The sequence below is a fragment of the Paenibacillus sp. S28 genome (assembly GCF_016624415.1).
GTDB classification, from domain to species: domain Bacteria; phylum Bacillota; class Bacilli; order Paenibacillales; family Paenibacillaceae; genus Paenibacillus_AQ; species Paenibacillus_AQ favisporus.
The window spans coordinates 520729-538621 of the sequence record NZ_JACVTM010000004.1 but is presented as its reverse complement, the minus strand read 5'-3'; the positions used below and the strand labels follow the sequence as shown (position 1 = coordinate 538621).

The 17893-nt window shown below is 53.0% G+C and carries 16 protein-coding genes; 6 read left to right on the top strand and 10 right to left on the bottom strand.

Features of this window, described 5'->3' with window-relative positions; all coding sequences use genetic code 11:
• Window positions 1–494: 494 nt before the first annotated feature.
• From IAE55_RS13750 to IAE55_RS13725, 6 genes are all read right to left on the bottom strand, one after another.
• Complete coding sequence (locus IAE55_RS13750; protein ID WP_145163978.1) at window positions 495–1913, bottom strand: NAD-dependent malic enzyme; 1419 nt, start codon at window positions 1911–1913, stop codon at window positions 495–497.
• Window positions 1914–1931: 18 nt separating this feature from the next.
• Window positions 1932–2171, bottom strand: coding sequence for an HPr family phosphocarrier protein (locus IAE55_RS13745; protein WP_145163979.1), 240 nt, complete (start codon window positions 2169–2171; stop codon window positions 1932–1934).
• 17 nt (window positions 2172–2188) lie between these two features.
• Window positions 2189–2890: a TerC family protein gene (locus tag IAE55_RS13740; protein WP_200632978.1), complete on the bottom strand. Its 702-nt coding sequence runs from the start codon at window positions 2888–2890 to the stop codon at window positions 2189–2191.
• A gap of 23 nt (window positions 2891–2913) precedes the next feature.
• Window positions 2914–4440 carry a tripartite tricarboxylate transporter permease gene (locus tag IAE55_RS13735; protein ID WP_076175708.1) on the bottom strand — a complete coding sequence of 509 codons (1527 nt, stop codon included), beginning with the start codon at window positions 4438–4440 and terminating at the stop codon, window positions 2914–2916.
• A gap of 11 nt (window positions 4441–4451) precedes the next feature.
• Window positions 4452–4913 (bottom strand): tripartite tricarboxylate transporter TctB family protein, encoded by a 462-nt coding sequence (locus IAE55_RS13730; protein WP_145029007.1) that lies wholly within the window; start codon window positions 4911–4913, stop codon window positions 4452–4454.
• A gap of 76 nt (window positions 4914–4989) precedes the next feature.
• Window positions 4990–6024 carry a tripartite tricarboxylate transporter substrate binding protein gene (locus IAE55_RS13725; protein WP_145163981.1) on the bottom strand — a complete coding sequence of 345 codons (1035 nt, stop codon included), beginning with the start codon at window positions 6022–6024 and terminating at the stop codon, window positions 4990–4992.
• Between the two features lie 242 nt (window positions 6025–6266).
• Between IAE55_RS13725 and IAE55_RS13720 the strand changes: the two genes are divergently transcribed.
• Together IAE55_RS13720 and IAE55_RS13715 are read left to right on the top strand one after the other, a co-directional pair.
• Window positions 6267–7913 carry an ATP-binding protein gene (locus IAE55_RS13720; protein WP_145163983.1) on the top strand — a complete coding sequence of 549 codons (1647 nt, stop codon included), beginning with the start codon at window positions 6267–6269 and terminating at the stop codon, window positions 7911–7913.
• Window positions 7888–8607: a response regulator gene (locus IAE55_RS13715; RefSeq protein ID WP_152398864.1), complete on the top strand. Its 720-nt coding sequence runs from the start codon at window positions 7888–7890 to the stop codon at window positions 8605–8607. The genes IAE55_RS13720 and IAE55_RS13715 overlap by 26 nt, the downstream gene beginning before the upstream one ends.
• Before the next feature lie 45 nt (window positions 8608–8652).
• Here the strand turns inward: IAE55_RS13715 and IAE55_RS13710 are convergent, their stop codons facing one another.
• A complete protein-coding gene (locus IAE55_RS13710; protein WP_200632902.1) occupies window positions 8653–9480 on the bottom strand; it encodes an AraC family transcriptional regulator in 828 nt (275 codons plus the stop codon).
• Between the two features lie 207 nt (window positions 9481–9687).
• On the opposite strand from IAE55_RS13710, the gene IAE55_RS13705 reads away from it, so the two are divergent.
• Genes IAE55_RS13705 through IAE55_RS13695 form a run of 3 tightly spaced genes read left to right on the top strand, consistent with a single transcriptional unit; the run spans window position 9688 to window position 12842 of the window.
• Window positions 9688–10851, top strand: a complete 1164-nt coding sequence (locus tag IAE55_RS13705) for a Gfo/Idh/MocA family protein (protein WP_089548620.1) — start codon at window positions 9688–9690, stop codon at window positions 10849–10851.
• A 36-nt stretch (window positions 10852–10887) separates the two neighbouring features.
• Complete coding sequence (locus IAE55_RS13700; RefSeq protein ID WP_200632900.1) at window positions 10888–11736, top strand: sugar phosphate isomerase/epimerase family protein; 849 nt, start codon at window positions 10888–10890, stop codon at window positions 11734–11736.
• Between the two features lie 5 nt (window positions 11737–11741).
• The gene (locus tag IAE55_RS13695) at window positions 11742–12842 is read left to right on the top strand and encodes a Gfo/Idh/MocA family protein (RefSeq protein ID WP_200632898.1); all 1101 of its coding nucleotides are present in this window, start codon (window positions 11742–11744) and stop codon (window positions 12840–12842) included.
• Between the two features lie 248 nt (window positions 12843–13090).
• Here IAE55_RS13695 and IAE55_RS13690 read toward each other — a convergent pair whose 3' ends face one another.
• A complete protein-coding gene (locus IAE55_RS13690; RefSeq protein WP_076175691.1) occupies window positions 13091–13363 on the bottom strand; it encodes a NifU N-terminal domain-containing protein in 273 nt (90 codons plus the stop codon).
• A 153-nt stretch (window positions 13364–13516) separates the two neighbouring features.
• On the opposite strand from IAE55_RS13690, the gene IAE55_RS13685 reads away from it, so the two are divergent.
• Window positions 13517–14269 (top strand): SGNH/GDSL hydrolase family protein, encoded by a 753-nt coding sequence (locus IAE55_RS13685; protein ID WP_200632896.1) that lies wholly within the window; start codon window positions 13517–13519, stop codon window positions 14267–14269.
• Window positions 14270–14575: 306 nt separating this feature from the next.
• On the opposite strand, the gene IAE55_RS13680 is transcribed toward IAE55_RS13685, so the two are convergent.
• Window positions 14576–15742 (bottom strand): SEC-C metal-binding domain-containing protein, encoded by a 1167-nt coding sequence (locus tag IAE55_RS13680; RefSeq protein WP_200632894.1) that lies wholly within the window; start codon window positions 15740–15742, stop codon window positions 14576–14578.
• 200 nt (window positions 15743–15942) lie between these two features.
• The gene (gene htpG / locus IAE55_RS13675) at window positions 15943–17820 is read right to left on the bottom strand and encodes a molecular chaperone HtpG (protein ID WP_200632892.1); all 1878 of its coding nucleotides are present in this window, start codon (window positions 17818–17820) and stop codon (window positions 15943–15945) included.
• Window positions 17821–17893: the final 73 nt, after the last annotated feature.

Genomic DNA, 17893 nt, shown 5'->3' with positions numbered 1-17893 from the left:
CCAAGAAAGTTTGTAGCTCATTTTGAATCTGACGAGATTAATTTAATCTCAATCGCTCCGGTCATAAGACCATCGCGTTTATACTCACTCGTTGTTCAGTTTTCAAAGATCAAACTTCGTTTCGTTACCGCCCAGTGTTTCAGCAGCAACTCTTATAATATATCATCTTCACTTCTTAATTGCAAGCTTTTTTTAATTTTCTTTTTTGCTTGCCGGTGCCTTATCAGCGACCGGATTTATAATGTACCACGTCAGTACTTTTTTAACAAGTTGAAAAATATTCCATTTCCCGGTCGCCTTATAAGTCGCCTAATACACGGAACACAAATTGAGTTTGTAGTCTACTGTCCACCTCCCAGCCAGCTAGATAGTAATAGTATATGAAGTTAGGAATTCGTTCTTTGGGGATTTCGACTTCATCATGTACCCCACTATACAAAAAGCCGCGATCGCTCGCGGCCGCGCAATACATATAAGCTGGAATCGAAGATCGCTTAGAAACCGCGCTCCCTTCTTCTAGCTACACCTGAAGCATAGGCTGCCTGAACCACCGCTTCTTTTACCTTTTCTGCTACATGGGGGTTAAAGACACTAGGGATAATATATTGCTCGTTCAGCTCATCCTCCCCGACAACGGAAGCAATGGCCTTGGCGGCAGCAATCTTCATCTCCTCCGTCACCCTGGAGGCCCGGCAATCGAGCACGCCGCGGAACAATCCCGGAAAACAAAGGACGTTGTTTATTTGGTTCGGGTAATCTGATCTTCCGGTAGCGATCACCCGGACGATCCCTTCGGCTTCCTCCGGCGCAATCTCCGGGGTTGGGTTTGCCATCGCGAAGACGATCGGATCGGGAGCCATTTTGCCGATGTCCCCACGACTTAAAACCCCGGGACCCGACACACCGATAAAAATGTCAGCATCCACAATCACGTCCGATAAGGTTCCCGACTCTTTGTCCGGATTCGTATGCTCGGCGTACCAACGCCAAGCATCATGTGTATACTCGTTCCCGCGAACGATGGCACCGTCCCGATCCACCCCCACGATCCGCTTAACGCCAGCGGCTTGAAGGATCTTGGTACAGGCGATGCCGGCAGCGCCGATGCCGCAAAGAACGATTTTGCAATCCTCAAGTCTCTTCCCGACCAATTTCACTGCATTATAAAGGCCCGCCAGCAGCACGACGGCCGTCCCATGCTGGTCATCGTGAAACACAGGGATGTCCAGCTCCTCGATCAGCCGCCTCTCGATTTCAAAGCAGCGCGGAGACGAAATGTCCTCCAAATTGATGCCTCCAAATGCGGGAGCAATCCGTTTGATCGTCGCGATGATTTCCTCCGTATCCTGCGAGTCCAGACAGATGGGGAAGGCATCCACCCCCGCGAGCTGCTTGAACAGCATCGCTTTTCCCTCCATCACGGGCATGGCGGCGAATGGGCCGATATTCCCGAGTCCAAGAACGGCGCTCCCGTCTGACACCACCGCAACCGTATTGCGTTTGATGGTAAGGGTGTGGGCATGGGACGGGTCCTCGTGAATCGCCATACATACGCTGGCAACGCCGGGTGTATAGACACGGGACAGATCATCCCGGGATTTGATGGCCATTTTCGGCGTCACTTCGATTTTACCTCCCAAATGCATCAGGAAGGTTTGGTCGGAAACCTGCAAAACCTTCACGCCGGGCAGCTTATTCAGCACCTGGACAATTAAATCCTTCGCCCCCGTGTCCGTAATGTTAACCGTCAGGTCCCGGATCGTCGTCACTTTACCGGTACCGCTGACATCAATAGCTACAATATCTCCTCCTGAATCCCCGATAGCCATGGCAATTCTTCCAAACGCTGCCGAGGCCTTGTCCATTTCCACCCGGACGATGATATTCGTGCTCCCTGATTTAGGCACAGCCATGCCTTCCACTCTCCTCCGTCAAATTTCGACCCTAAGGCCGTGCCTGGCAAACGCCTCTTTCATCGCTGTTGTGGCCGCCGCTTCGTCAGGACCGTAAATTTCAAGCTGATACTGTTCCCGGCTCAACAGCGAAAAGCTCAAACCGAGGATGCTCTTGGCATCGATCGCCCGGCCACCGGCCTTAAGCACGATACTGGATGTAAACCGGTTAGCCGTCTGATTAATATCCACAATTGCCTTGGTCTCCAAACCACCCATGTGTTTACCTCCGTTCTTTATCTTTGTGGGGTACTTGTACCTGCATCGGTCCGGGATTCATGCATCTGACGGTAGTGCTGCAGCAGTCTGCCTCCCAGGACAATCCCAACGGCGAGTACCAATGGAATGATCGTGTGAAACGCATGAGGCAAGGCATCCGTGATATTGGCCAGCCTCTTCTCTTTTAGAATCATTTCACCCGACGTGTACCCGAGAAGAGCAACGCCAACAATAACGATAACCGGAAAACGGCTCATAAGAGTCATCAGCAGTCTGCTGCCCCAAATAATCAACGGAATGCTGACGGCAAGTCCAAGGGCAATTAAGAGATAATTTCCTGATGCCGCTCCAGCCACGGCCACCACATTATCAAGGCTCATCACCAAGTCGGCGATCATAATCGTTTTAATGGCTTTTGCCAGGCGGGTGCTTGCTTCAAGCTTCCCCCCTTCGGCTTCACCCTGCATGAGTTTAAGCGCAATCCAGAGCAACAGTATGCCTCCGGCCAATTGAACGAAAGGTATCTGCAGCAGCCAAACGGCGGCAATGGTCAGTACGAAGCGAAGCACAATCGCTCCGAAGCTGCCGAAGAATACCGCCTTCTTCCTCTGTTCGGGCGGCAGGTTTTTGCAGGCGAGAGCGATAACGACAGCGTTATCGCCGCTCAGCACGATATTAATGACGATAATTTTTAATAGACCTAGAAGTAACCACTCCATATCCATAAGTGCCGTTTCCTTTCCTAGCCTTCCTCATTAACAAGAACTCTCCTGCCTTTCAGCTTCAGGATTAACGGAATCGTAATCCACAGCAGTCCAATGATCAGAAACACAAGGGAGACCGGCTTCTGGAGGAAGATCATAAAATCACCGTTGGAAATCGTCAGTGCGCGCCTCATATTATTTTCCATCATCGGTCCAAGAATAAGTCCCAGGACGAGGGGAGCGAGCGGAAAGTCGTTTTTGGACAATACATAACCGACCACACCGCAGCCCATAATTAAGAGAAGATCGAACGTTGAATACTGAACGGCGTACACTCCGAAGACCGAAAAGACAATTATTAAAGGGATCAAGTACTTGGCAGGCGTCTCGATCACCTTGGCGAACAGCTTGACGAGCGGCATATTGAGAATCAGCAGCATCAGGTTGCCGACAAACATACTGGCTATTACGCCCCAGGCCAGCTGGGGATGATCCTGAAACAGCAATGGGCCCGGCTGCACATTGTACATAATGAAGGCACCCATCAAAATGGCCGTCGTACCGGAAGACGGAATCCCAAGACTGAGCAGTGGAATCATGGCCCCGCCGGAAGCCGCATTATTTGCCGATTCGGGCGACGCTACGCCTTCGATGGCGCCTTTCCCGAATTTCTCGGGATGCTTGCTGATCTTTTTTTCAACAATATATGCAAAAAAGGACGCGAGAATGGCTCCTGCTCCTGGCAGCAGACCGATAAAGAAGCCAAGAATAGAACCGCGCGCGATCGGTGCGGCGCTGTCCTTCATATCCTGCTTCGTTGGCAGAATGCGGCTGATTTTTGCGATTTCTCCGTCGTTATGGTCCCGTTCCAAAATGGTTTTGAACACTTCACCTACCGCGAACATGCCGACTGCGATCGTCAAAAATTCCAGCCCCTGATAAAGCTCCGGAATCCCGAAGGTAAACCGCTCTACGCCGGATACGCTGTCGATCCCGATCGTCGCCAGAAGCAGGCCGAGTGCCGTCATCATCAGCGCCTTGACCATCGATTTGCCGGCCAGGCCGCTGATCGCAAGGAGTCCAAGCACCATCAGCGAAAAGTATTCGGCGGGGCCAAATTTGATAGCAACAGCCGATAATGGGCGGGCCAGGAAGATGAGTCCAACCAAAGAGATAATGCCTGCGGCAAACGAACCGATGGCCGATATCGCGAGCGCTGCACCCGCCCGTCCCTGCTTCGCCATTTGATATCCGTCCAGAGTCGTGACGACAGACGAGGACTCGCCCGGCGTATTGAGCAGAATGGAGGTCGTGGACCCGCCGTACATGGCGCCGTAATATACGCCAGCCAGCAGAATAATGGAACTTGTAGCCGCTTCTTCTGGACTCAGGCCCGATGTCATGGTTGCGGTAATCGGAATCAGCAGCGCCACCCCGCTCATCGGACCGATGCCTGGCAGCACGCCAACGACGGTGCCGATCAAGACGCCAAAAAATACAAAGACCAGATTATGCCACTGCATTGCCGTCCCAAGTCCATGCAGCAAATACTCAACTGTGCTCATTGTTTAACCCCCTAGAATAAGACTAACCAAGATGGAAAACCGGGCAGGGTACCATCCAGCACGTTGACATACAGATAATACACACCGTAAGAAAAGCAGGCGGAGATCACGACCGATATCCAGATCCGGCCCCGCTGCATCGTTTGAAAGCCGATCATCAGGAACAGGAACGTTGAAATAACGAATCCGATATCCTCCAGGAAAAGGGCGTACAGCACGGCGGCCGTAAAAATAATACCGAAACGCTTGTAATCGAGCTTTTCCCGATTTTGCTGCTTCTGCTGCCTGCGGAATGTTTCATATATGAGCCTGATGCTCATCAGCGAAAGAAATGCGCCGAGAAACATCGGAAAGATGTTCGCGCCGACGTTACTGCCATAGGCGCTTGTCGATATGCTGGTGCTTCCGATGACAAAAGCGATGCCGATCGCACAAAATACGATGCCGGCATAGCGGTCAAATGAATGATTCATAGTCTTCACGCCTCCTCTTCAGGCAGGGAAAAAGGAAGTTCCCATCCCTTTCCCTGCCCCTGCATGGCCTAAGCCGTTACTTCTGCATGCCGAGTGCCGTCAGCATTTCTTTCAGCTGATCATTTTGTTGAGCCAGGAAAGCTTTGAAATCGTCGCTGTTCTTATAATCACTTTCCCAGTTGTTCGCCGTCATCTCGGCCGCCCACTCTTTCGTCTCGGTCATTTTTTGGATGGCCTGATCCCAATAGCTCTTCGCTTCAGCGCTCATTTCCTTGGGTCCGAATATCCCCCGCCAAATGAGGAATTCCGCGTCAATTCCCTGCTCCTTCATCGTCGGCACGTCTTTCAAGCTTCCTCCCAGACGTTCAGGTGCGGCCACGCCGAGCACTTTGATTTTTCCGGCCTTTAAATACTGGTCAAGCGACGAGGCATCTGTACCCAGTACATCGGCGTTGCCGCCAAGCAGTGCGGTAATGGCTTCGCCGCCCCCATCGTAAGAAACGTACTTGACGCTCTTGGGATCAATCCCGTACTTGAACGCCGGCAGAATGGATACGAGATGATCCATAGAGCCGGGAGCCGATCCGCCGGCGATCGTGAACTTGGTCGGATCGGCTTTCAGATCATCGAGCAGCGACTTCAGATCGTTGTATTTCGAGTCAGCCGCTACGGCAATGGCGCCATAGTCCTTCGTCAGCTGAGCCAGCGGCGTCGTATCCTGATATCCATATGGCGAATTGCCCTCCTTTTTTAAATTGTTGATCAGGATCGGCGGAGAGCTGACAAACAATTTGTAGTCATCCTTCTTGTCCTTGGTCGCGTACTCGGCCATAAACACGGCGCCGCCTCCGCCCGGTTTATTTTCAACCGTAATAGCTTTGCTGACAGCCTTTGTCTCGGTCAATACTTTCGCAATGGTACGGGCCGTCATATCCCATCCCCCGCCCGCACCCGATGGGGCCACGAGCGTTAACGCTTTGTCGGGATAATTGGATTTTTTGGCTGAAGTCCCCTCTTTTGCTGCTCCCCCGTTGGCACAAGCCGCCAAACTAAGCGCCAGAATGGCCGCAGGTATCACTTTCCAGGTTTTACTCATCATTTTTTTATTCATCTGGATACCCCTTTCGAAAAGTTCATCTAAACCCTTATCAACTTGGTGTCATCGCAATGTATGCGCTTTCTTTTTGTGGTTCTCAGCATATCACCCGCGGCAGCTTTAGCAAATGTTAAGCACATAAGATCTAAAAACACGATTATGGGCATTTTGTTCATTTTGTTCACGATAAAATGAAAGCCCTTTCAAGGCCTTTATGCTACAATAAAAGCAAAAAACGGAGGGGCGCACGGTACAACATGCGGCTGCAGACAAAACTGATTTGGATCATCTGTTCCCTGATTGCCTTTATCATCCTCAGCCTGAGCGGTATTTTTTATGTCGTGATCACAAACATTTTCGAGGATCAGATTGGTCAGCGCGCCCTAAAAGTAGCTGAAACTCTAGCGATCATGCCGGAGATTAGAAAAGCCTTTACTGAGCCGGATCCTTCGGCCGCAATCCAGCCTATTTCGGAAAGCGTCCGGATCAAAACCGGCGCCCAGTATATAGTTGTAGGGAACCGCGAAGGCATCCGGTATTCGCATCCCCTGCCGGACCGGATCGGCAAATCGATGGTCGGCGGCGACAACGGTCCGGTACTTGCGGGACATTCGATCGTGTCCAAGGCCACCGGTTCCATGGGGCCTTCCGTTCGCGGGAAGGCTCCTGTTATTGCGGATGACGGGACGGTGATCGGCATCGTGTCTGTCGGTTTTCTGACCGACAACATTGACCGGATAAACGACGTGTACCAAAATGAAATATTGCTGGTCTCCTTGATCGGTCTGGCTGTCGGGGCAAGCGGAGCCGTACTGATCGCACGCAGCGTGAGACGTTCCATTCATGGACTTGAGCCCAAGGAGATCGGGGCGCTGTATACAGAGAAGAAGGCGGTCCTGGAATCGATCCGCGAAGGAATTATCGCCATTAACCGGGATGGCTTCATTACGATGGCTAACCGTTTCGCTCTTCAGCTGATGAATCTGTCGGAGAATGAAGCGATCATGGGAAAACATATTGAGGACGTCCTTCCGAACACGCGGCTGCTCGAGGTAGTCCGGAGCGGCGAAGCCGAGTTCGACCGGGAGATGCTGATCGGCGACCATGAAGTGATCGTGAACAGGCTTCCTATCATGGATATGAACAATCAATTAACCGGGGCGGTCTCCAGCTTCCGCAGCAAGCCGGAATTATACCGGCTGGCCGAAGAGTTGTCCCAGGTCAAGCGTTTTGCGGAGTCGCTCCGGGCGCAGACGCACGAATACTCCAACAAGCTCTATGTCATATCCGGTCTGATCCAGCTGGAGTCTTACCAGGAAGCGGTGGACCTGATCAACCGCGAAGTGAACGTCCACCAGCATTTGATTCAGTTTGTGATGAGGGAAATCCCGGACCCGGTCATCGGCGGGCTGCTGATCGGCAAGTACAATCACGCCCAAGAGCTGAAGCTTTCCTTTGAGATTGATCCAGAGAGCACGTTCGCTGACATCCCGGACCATATGGACCGCAGCCTGCTCGTGACCATTATCGGAAATTTGATCGACAACGCGATGGAAGCCGTTCTTGCGCGGCAAACCTTTTCCGAATCCAAAGGCGAAGTCACGCTGTTCCTGACAGATTTGGGTGAGGACCTGATCATCGAATGCGAGGATAACGGAATCGGCATTCCGGAAGATATCGGAGAAACGATCTATGAAAAGGGCTTCTCTACCAAACCGGGAGAACACCGCGGGATCGGGCTTGCCCTTGTCGTTCATGCGGTCAATAAGTTAAGCGGTTACATTACGTTCCATCGGAATACGGCGGGCGGCGGTACGGTCTTTACGGTGGCGATCCCCAAACAACCCGGTCTATTCAGAAAGGAGCATTCTCATGGAAATGTCCGAACCAAACCCAATGATTGAGGTGTTAATCGTGGAGGATGATACCAAAATCGCGGAGATAAACAGGCGATTCGTAGAACAAGTGCCGGGATTTAAAGTCGTCGGCATCGCCACGGATGAAATGCAGGCGAAATCGCAGTTGGAAATCCTGGAGCCCCAATTGGTGCTTCTGGATATCTACCTGCCTCAAGCCAATGGCTTGGATCTGCTGCTGTTCATCCGCCAGCACTACCGCAGCACGGATGTCATCATGATTACCGCCGCCCGGGAAATCGAACCGATCCGGGAAGCCATCCGCAGCGGTGCGTTCGATTACCTCATGAAGCCGCTCATCTTCGACAGGCTGAAGGAAACGCTGCTGCATTATGCCGCATTTCAACGGGAGTTATCCCGGCTAGATACGGCTGGGAGCATTGGCCAGAGCGATGTGGACCGCCTGCTCGCAGGTCCCGTCAAAGCGGAGCCGCTTCCTGCGAATACGGCCGACGTCTTCCTGCCCAAGGGCATCGATAAATTGACGCTTGAAAAGGTCGTTCAAACCATTTCGACGGTGAACGACGGGCTAACCGCCCATCAAGTGGCCAAACGGATCGGCATCAGCCGCTCGACCAGCCGGAGATATCTGGAGCATCTCGTCGGGTTCGGCATTGTCTATGCCGACCTGTCCTATGGGGTCGTAGGACGGCCGGAGCGCGTATACCGGAGCAAAAAATAACCCGTCTGCAGGCGCAGGCGGGTTTTCCTTGCTATCGGATAATTCTTACCGCGTGCACGCCCGATACTCCGTCGGCGACATGCCGGTATGTCCCTTGAACTGCCGAGAAAAGTGCGACAGCTGCATCCCGAGCTGATCGGCAATGTCCGCTACGGGCGCGTTCGTAAATGAAAGCAGGCGTCTGGCTTCCTCCATACGCTTGCGCTGGACGTAATGCATCGGTGTGCAGCCCATCGCTTTTTTAAAATAAGGGATAAAGTAGTTTGGATGCAGATGGACGATCTCGGCCAGCTTTTCGATTTCCATCGGTTCATGAAGATGGTCATGGATGTACTGCAGCACGCCGCCCAGCTTGTTCCCTTCCGTATGGTGCATGAAATCGATCCAATAGTCGGTGTATCCTCCTTCTTCTAAGCAGCAGGCCAGCATGTGCAGCAGCCCCGCCTGCATGCGCAGGGCCGCGAAAGGACCTCCCGCCTGAAATTGGCCGATCATATCGTTAAAAGTACTTCGAATAAACTCCGGGTCGCCGACATCGCTGATATAGAGCTTGCTGTCTGCATGGAACAAGGGCCACTCCCCCACCTGGGCGTCAAAATGGCAGAAATACCGCGTGTATGGATTTTCCTTGGACGTGTAGGTCGTCTGGCTCGTCCCCGCAGGCATGATCATCAGCTGGTTCGGCTTGGGGTAATAGGTCAAGCCGTTGATGATGACCGATCCTTCGCCTTCGGTGATGTAATAGAGCCGGTGGAAGCTCGGGGCGACTTCGGCCCGGTTCCAGTCGGGAAAGCCGCTTTTGAGCTGGACGTGACTGATATGTACCCGAAGCCCTTCCGGCAGCCGTGCGCCGAGCTGCATGGCCTGTGCCATAAATGACCCTCCTTATATAGAAAATAGTCGTCTAATGTAATGCCATTGTATCATCCCCATTTTACGAAAACACCTTAATTTTGTGCAAAACCCTCTTAATCTTAGCCATTTGCTTCCCATGCCATTCGGGCTAAGCTTGAGGGAGATGTAATGGCTTACATGCCTGCAAACTTTGATCATAATCCATGGAAAGGCGGGATCATTTAGATGGAGCAAGTACGATACGGCATTATCGGCATCGGGAATATGGGAAGCAGTCATGCACTGAATTTGGTGGATAAAATCAAGGGGGCGCAGCTGACGGCGATATGCGATACAAGCCCCGCCCGTCTGGAGTGGGCACAGGCCCATCTGCCGGAATCGGTGCAAAAATTCGACACACCGGAGGCGTTCTTCGCTTCGCAAGCGATGGATGCCGTCTTGATAGCCGCTCCGCATTATGATCATCCGGTGCTGGCGATCCAGGCTTTTGAGAACGGTTACCACGTCATCGTCGAAAAACCGGCCGGAGTCTACACCAAGGCGGTTCGTGAAATGAACGAGGCTGCTTCCCAATCGGGCAAGCTGTTCGGCATCATGTACAACCAGCGGACTTCCCCGCTGTATACCAAGCTGCGCGACCTGGTGCAGAGTGGAGAGTTGGGAAATATCAAGCGGACCAACTGGATCATAACCAACTGGTACCGCTCGCAGAGCTACTATAATTCCGGCGGATGGCGGGCCACCTGGGCCGGCGAAGGCGGCGGCGTGCTGCTGAATCAGGATCCGCACCAGCTGGACCTGTGGCAGTGGACGACCGGCCTGATGCCGAAGCGCGTGCGTGCTTTCTGCCACTTTGGAAAATACCGCAATATCGAAGTCGAAGATGACGTCACCGCTTATGTCGAATATGAAAACGGAGCTACCGGCGTATTCGTGACCACCGTAGGCGAAGCACCCGGAACGAACCGGTTCGAGCTCTCCGGAGATAACGGCAAAATCGTCGTCGAAGACGACAAAATCACCTTCTGGCGCCTGCGCGTGCCCGAGCCGCAGTTCAACGCGGAATATACAGGCGGATTCGGCCAGCCGGAATGCTGGAAATGCGACATTCCGGTGCATGGGGGACACGGCCCTCAGCATAACGGGATTTTACAGAACTTCACCAATGCCCTGCTGCATGGCGAGAAGCTGATCGCCCCGGGCGAAGAAGGCATCCGCGGCCTGACGATCTCGAACGCGATGCATCTGTCGGCCTGGACGGACGATTGGGTGGACCTTCCGCTCGACGAGGATCTGTTCTACGACAAGCTGCAGGAGAAGATCAAAAACTCGACGTTCCGCAAGGAAACCGCCGGCGGTAAGGTGCTGGACGTATCCGGAACTCACTGATAGACAGCCCATTTTCGATAAGAGGAGAATCGCCCTATGAAACTATCCGTATTTACCGTCGTCACCCCAGATCTGACCCCTGAAGAGCTTGTACTGGCCGCCAAGGAAGCCGGACTGGACGGCGTGGAATGGCGCTTCAAGGAAGTTCCCGCAAGCGCGGCAGGCGAGAAGCCGTCGTTCTGGAGCAACAATTTGTGTTCGATCGACCCCTCCCTTCCCGCGGACCAAATGCAGAAATTCAAAGACCTGTCCCTTGCGCAGGGACTTGAGGTCGTCAGCATCACTCCCTATCTGAACCATCTGGACCTGAAGGATACGGAGCATGTATTCCGGACGGCCCAGCAGCTTGGGGCGAAAATGATCCGCCTCGGCGTGGCCGGGTATAACGGGACCGCAGACTACAACGAGCTGTACGACAAGACGCTCCGTTATTTAAAAGAGGCCGAGCAAATGGCCCAGCAATACGGCGTCAAAGGCATCATCGAAACCCATCACGGCACGATCGCGCCGAGCGCCGGTCTCGCCCACCGTCTGGTCAGCCACTGCAGCCCGGACCATATCGGCGTCCTGTACGATCCGGGCAACATGATCCACGAAGGCTTCGAGCATTCCCGGATGGGCCTTCAGCTTCTCGGTCCTTACCTCGCCCACGTTCACATCAAAAACGCCGAGTGGGTCCGCGAGGGAACGCGTGAAGACGGAACAGTCAAATGGCGTTCGAAATGGGCGCCGATGCGCGAAGGCATCGTAGATTTCACCTCACTGCTCAATGACCTGAAATCCGTCGGCTATGACGGCTACTTGGGCATCGAGGATTTCAGCGAACAATACACGTCGCGTGAGCTGCTGAAGGAATTCGCCCAGCTCATGCGCGAAAGGATGTGACCTTCATGACCGCACAAAATAAAGACGGAATGAACTACGCACCGGAAGGCAAGCCGAACCATGTTGTTGAACCGGGCGAGTTTGTGTTTGCGGCGGCGGCCCTGGACCACGGGCATATTTATGGCATGTGCAACGGGTTGATCGAAGCCGGGGCGACGCTGAAATGGGTTTACGATCCGGAACCGGCGAGAAGCCAGGCTTTTGCCGACAAGTTCCCGCAGGTCCAGATCGCGGACAGCCTTGAGCAGGTGCTCGGGGATCCGGAGGTCCGATTGGTGGCCGCAGCCGCGGTGCCAAGCGAACGCTGTGCTCTTGGGCTGCAGGTGATGGACGCAGGAAAAGACTATTTTACGGACAAAACGCCGTTCACTTCGCTGGACCAGCTGGAAGCGGCGCGCCGGAAGGTGAAGGAAACCGGCCAAAAATACGCCGTCTATTACAGCGAGCGGCTTCATGTGGAGTCAGCGGTCTATGCCGGACAGCTCGTGCAAAAAGGAGCCATCGGCCGCGTCATCCAGGTGACCGGCTTCGGCCCGCACCGGCTGAATGCGCCGTCGCGTCCGGACTGGTTTTTTGAGAAGGATAAATACGGCGGCATTCTGTGCGATATCGGGAGCCACCAAATCGAACAGTTCCTGTTCTATGCCGGCTGCAAGGACGCCAAGGTTCTGCACAGCAAAGTAGCGAATTACAACAACCCGGACTATCCCGAGCTCGAGGATTTCGGCGACGCGACCCTGGTAGGCGACAATGGCGCCACCCAGTATTTCCGGGTCGACTGGTTTACGCCGGACGGTCTTGGCACCTGGGGTGACGGCCGGACGATCATCCTCGGCACCGAAGGCTATATCGAGCTGCGCAAATACATCGACATCGCCCGCGATCCGCGCGGCGACCATGTCTACCTGGTGAACAGGGACGGCGAACAGCACTTCGAAGTCAAAGGCAAGGTAGGCTACCCATACTTCGGCCAGCTCATTCTCGACTGCCTGAACCGGACCGAGAACGCCATGACCCAGGAACACTGCTTTAAAGCAGCCGAGCTGTGCCTCAAGGCGCAGGAAGCGGCCGTACGTATTGATCAGGTGCTGCAAACGAATTTGTAGCCACAATTCTCGCCCGACCACGTGTTATTCAAGGGCAGCAAGGATTGACAACTTTTCCATAAGCAAAAAGCTCCCGTATCGCGCTCCCCCTCTGTGTAAAGAGGTTACGAGCACGGCGGGAGCTTTTTTTCATTCCATCCGGATTTGGATCTATTCCGTTAGGGCATCCATCGAATAAAGAATAGCCATGCCATTCGGTTATGTGTCATGCACGTGCGGAGGCTGTGGTTGTGGCTATTATTCGGTCACTATTCCCCGTAAACGTTAGTAAACGCCTCTTCGATTTTCGGAACGATGTTCTCCCAATCGGCATCCGGCATTTTGCTGACGGTGACGAACGTCCCGATGCCAAAGATGTTGTCCACCCCGTCGATGCTGAGCAGCGCGCCGGCGAGCGGATGGTCGGTGTCGTCCCCTTTTTTCAGTGAGGTACTCTTCGGTCCTTCGAACAGGCTCTGGCTCGCATTGACTTTTAGCGAGTGCGGGTTCGGGGTCTGCTGAATTTGAATGGATACGGCCATGCTTAATCACTCCTTTCTGGCTATAACTGTACCATATTGTCCATTTTCCACCAAAACAAAATCGACCATCCGTACTGAAAGCGACATCATTTGCGCTTGGCGAAACGCTGGATTACAATAAAAGGAATTGAACGGTTAGGGAGAGGTGAAGAAATGAGCGACAGCAGACTGCAGCCCGGAATGGACGCCACGTACATCGTTTCCGGGGACTCGATTTCCAAGGGGGTCGTGTATGATGAAACGCGCAGCAAATATGTCATCCTTGAGGATAATTACGTATCCCTTCTTCAGGACAAACTAAAGGGAGCCGTGAAAAACACGGCGAGATTCGGCAATACGCTGATGAAGGGCATCGGCGGCCTGAAGAAAGAAATTATGAAGGGCAAGCCCAGCATGGTGCTGATTGAATACGGCGGCAACGATTGCGATTTTAACTGGAGCGAAATTGCCAGCAATCCGGACGCGGAGCACCGTCCCAAGACGGATTTTACACTGTTTGAGAAAATGCTGACGGATACGGTGAATTTTCTGAAAAGCCAGTCGATTACGCCTGTCCTCATGAGCCTCCCTCCCCTCAACGCGGATAAATACTTCAAGTGGGTCAGCCAGGATAACCCCGAAGCGGAGCGAAACATCATGAAGTTTCTCGGCAGCGTCACCAAAATCTATTGGTGGCAGGAGCGTTACAATTCGACGATCCTCAAGGTGTCCGAGCTGACCAAGACCAAATACATCGACGTGCGGGGTGCCTTTCTCGCCCATCCGGACTTTACCCAATTCATCTGCTCCGACGGCATCCATCCGAACCGGGACGGCCATCGTATCATTTACGACAAGGTTCTCGAGTTCGTCAAAGCCAATTACGGACATTTGCTGAAAGACAATACGATAGGCTGCGAGGCGTAAATGACAGAATCATGCGAGTTTAGTTGAAGTTAGATGGATTTTTTGCGTTTCATTCATCTGTTTGCTGGAAAATCCAATTCAATAGACGTACCATGCTTCCAGACTCGGTTTGTACTAAAAAAGGCTTCCTTATCAGGTGACTTCACCTGGGGGACAGCCTTTTTGTCTGTTCGGAATCAATCCATAGGCGCTGGATCATATGAAAAGAGGGAAACGCAAAAACGGCAGCCCGGGACATGACGTTCATGTCCGGACTGCCGCTCTTATCATTGATAATCTATATAAGATAAATAGAGCCAAAAGCGTTTATTTTCCGTGGCACTTCTTGTACTTCAGCCCGCTGCCGCAAGGGCACGGCTCGTTGCGTCCCACTTTCGCCACGGTATCCGCTGCGGAGACGTTCACCAGCTTCACCAGCTCCGGCTTAACGCCATCGGCAATGGCCTGAAGCTCCACCAGGGTAAAGCCGTTATTGGCCCACATCCGGGTATGGTTATAGACTTCGGTCAGCAGCTGAATCGTCTGCTGGGCCTGAAGCGGGTTCTTGAAATTGATTTTGCGGCTCTCGAATTCGTAGATCAGATCCTGAATCGACGAACCCTTGGCGCACGCCAGCTGGAGATCGTCGATCAGGTATTCCACCGTCTCCTGATCCTTGCACAGCTCTCGCAGCACGTACTGCTGCAGCGCGGACAGCTGCGGCGTCATTTCAAAATACGTTTCGTCCGTATACCGGAGCAGCTCCTCCTGGTCCGGAACGTAATACGGTTTCCCATCGACCTTCGCGATCCAGTCGTTGATCTTCTGCTCGTCCAGATCATGAAGCAGATAGCTGTTCACGATGTATCCGCCGTGGAGGAGCAGGTTCTCGCCCCGGCCGATCGCCTCATTCACTTCATTCAGAAGCTCCTCCGAACTCAGCGCCTGTTCATTCTGGGCGTTGTAGATCTCAAGAAGCTTGTCCAGCTTAACCGCTCCGTACAAATGGGATGCGGCAACAATATATTGATAAGCCAGCTGGTGCTGGCCGTGCTGCTGTTTCAAAGCAGGCAGATCAGCCTTGCGGATGGCGTCCCTTATTTCTTCCGGCATGATCAGGTGCAGCTGACCTTCCGAAAAAAAGCTGAATACAAGCCCGCGATCCAGCAAAAAGGCATAATCCCCGTATGGAATCGTATTATCTTGAACGGAAGACTCCTGAAGGAGCGTCTCAAACAGGCTCCATTCGGCACCATCCATCTGGAGCAGCATGGACGTCAAATGCTCCGTATTCGTGACGTAATCCGACAGCGCTTCGGCAAGCTCTTCTTTCTTCATCTTGGAACGACCTGTGATGCTGTGGACGGAAGCCAGCGCGGACAGCCTCGTCTTGGTCAGGCTCAGCAAAATCTCGGACAAGCTGGTCATGGGTTCGCCGATGATGGCGTGCTGTATGTTTGTTTGTTCCAGTTGTAACGTAGGGTCTTCCAACATGTACACCTCTTCTTCGTTATTAAGCATGCGCAGCATGACCGGTTAAGGCATCACCCTGCGCCCTTCTACCATTATACACGATGTTCGCTGCGCAGCCCGCCCTCCGGCAAAAAAAGGAACCCGGCCCGGAGGAAAAAACTCCGGCAGGCCGGGTTGTACCGCCTGTCAAGCATCTGTCGCAAGTCGGGTAGGAGCTTGGCTTACACCATAATTTTGCAAATATCGTTCGTGAATTCGACCGGATCCTGGATCGGCAGCCCTTCGATCAGCAGCGCCTGGTTGTACAGCAGGTTCGTGTACAGGCCCAGCTTCTCCCGGTCCTTGTTATAAGCATCCTTCAGGGACTGGAACACCTCGTGGTGAATGTTAATCTCCAGCACCTTATCGGCCTGGATGTCCTGGCCGCTCGGCATCGCTTTGAGCACCTTCTCCATTTCGATCGACAAGTCGCCTTCCGTGGACAGGCAGACCGGGTGGGACTTCAGCCGTTTGGAAGCCTTGACTTCCTTCACCTTGCCCGAGAGAATGTTCTTCATCTCCTCAAAGAGCTCCTTGCTCTCCGTTTCCGCCGCTTCATCTTTTTTGTCCGCTTCCGTCTCGATACCGAGATCGCCGCTTGATACCGACTTGAATTCCTTGTCCTTGTACTTCATCAGCATCTTGATGGCAAATTCGTCGATATCGTCGGTGAAATACAAAATTTCGTAGCCCTTATCGGCCACCATTTCCGTCTGCGGCAGCTTCTCAAGCCGCTCCACCGATTCGCCGGCTGCGTAGTAAATATATTTCTGATCCTCCGGCATTCCGGATACGTATTCGTCCAGCGTCACCAGCTTCTTTTCCTTGGAAGAGGTGAACAGCAGCAGATCCTGCAGCACGTCCTTATCCGCGCCGTAGTTGTTGTACACGCCGAACTTCAGCTGTCTGCCGAACGCCTCGTAGAACGTCTCGTATTTCTCGCGCTCATCCTTGAGCAGCGTCTGCAGCTGGCTCTTGATCTTGCTCTTGATATTTTTCGCGATCAGCGTCAGCTGACGGTCATGCTGCAGCATTTCTCGGGAAATGTTCAGCGACAGGTCTTCGGAATCGACCATCCCTTTGATGAAGCTGAAGTAATCCGGGAGCAGGTCGCCGCATTTTTCCATAATAAGGACGCCGTTCGAGTAAAGCTCAAGCCCCTTCTCGTATTCCTTCGTATAATAATCGAACGGGGTGTGCTCCGGAATGAACAGGATCGCGTTGTACACAACGGCGCCGTCCGCTTTGATGTGCACATGCGTCAGCGGCTTGTCAAACCCGTAGCGCTTCTCGTTATAAAAGTTGACGTAGTCCTCATCGGTCAGCTCGCCCTTGTTCTTGCGCCAGATCGGAACCATGCTGTTCACGGTCTGCTCTTCGCTGTATTCCTCGAACTCGCCGTCCGCGCCCTCTTTCGGCCGGTGTCCGGTGACGTCCATCTTGATCGGGTACCGGATGAAATCCGAGTACTTCTTGATGATCGTCCGGAGGCGGTAATCCTCCAGAAATTCATCGTAATTGTCTTCTTCCGTGTTTTCTTTGATTTTCAACACAATTTCCGTACCCACGGTATCCTTCGCCGCAGGCTCGATCGTATATCCGTCCGCTCCCGCAGACTCCCACTTGTACGCCGTATCGGAGCCAAGCGCTTTGGTGATGACCGTCACCTGGTCCGCCACCATGAACGCCGAATAGAAGCCGACCCCGAACTGGCCAATAATGTTGTGGCCGTCCTTGGCTTCGTTCTCGTTCTTGAAAGCCAGCGACCCGCTCTTTGCGATGACGCCCAGATTGTTCTCCAGCTCCTCCTGCGTCATCCCGATGCCCGTATCGGAAATCGTCAGCGTTCTGGCTTCTTTATCCGGCGTGATCCGGATGTAATAATCGTCTTTATTGAAAACCAGCTGGTCGTCTGTTAGCGCTTTATAATAGATTTTATCGATAGCGTCGCTGGCGTTGGAGATGAGTTCGCGCAAAAAGATCTCCCGCTGCGTATAAATGGAGTTGATCATCATTTCAAGCAGTCGTTTCGACTCGGCTTTAAACTCTTTCATGGCCATCTAGCATACTCCCCTCAACGAACATAGTATCTTAGCACTCAAACATAATGAGTGCTAATTATTCTTATTTTTA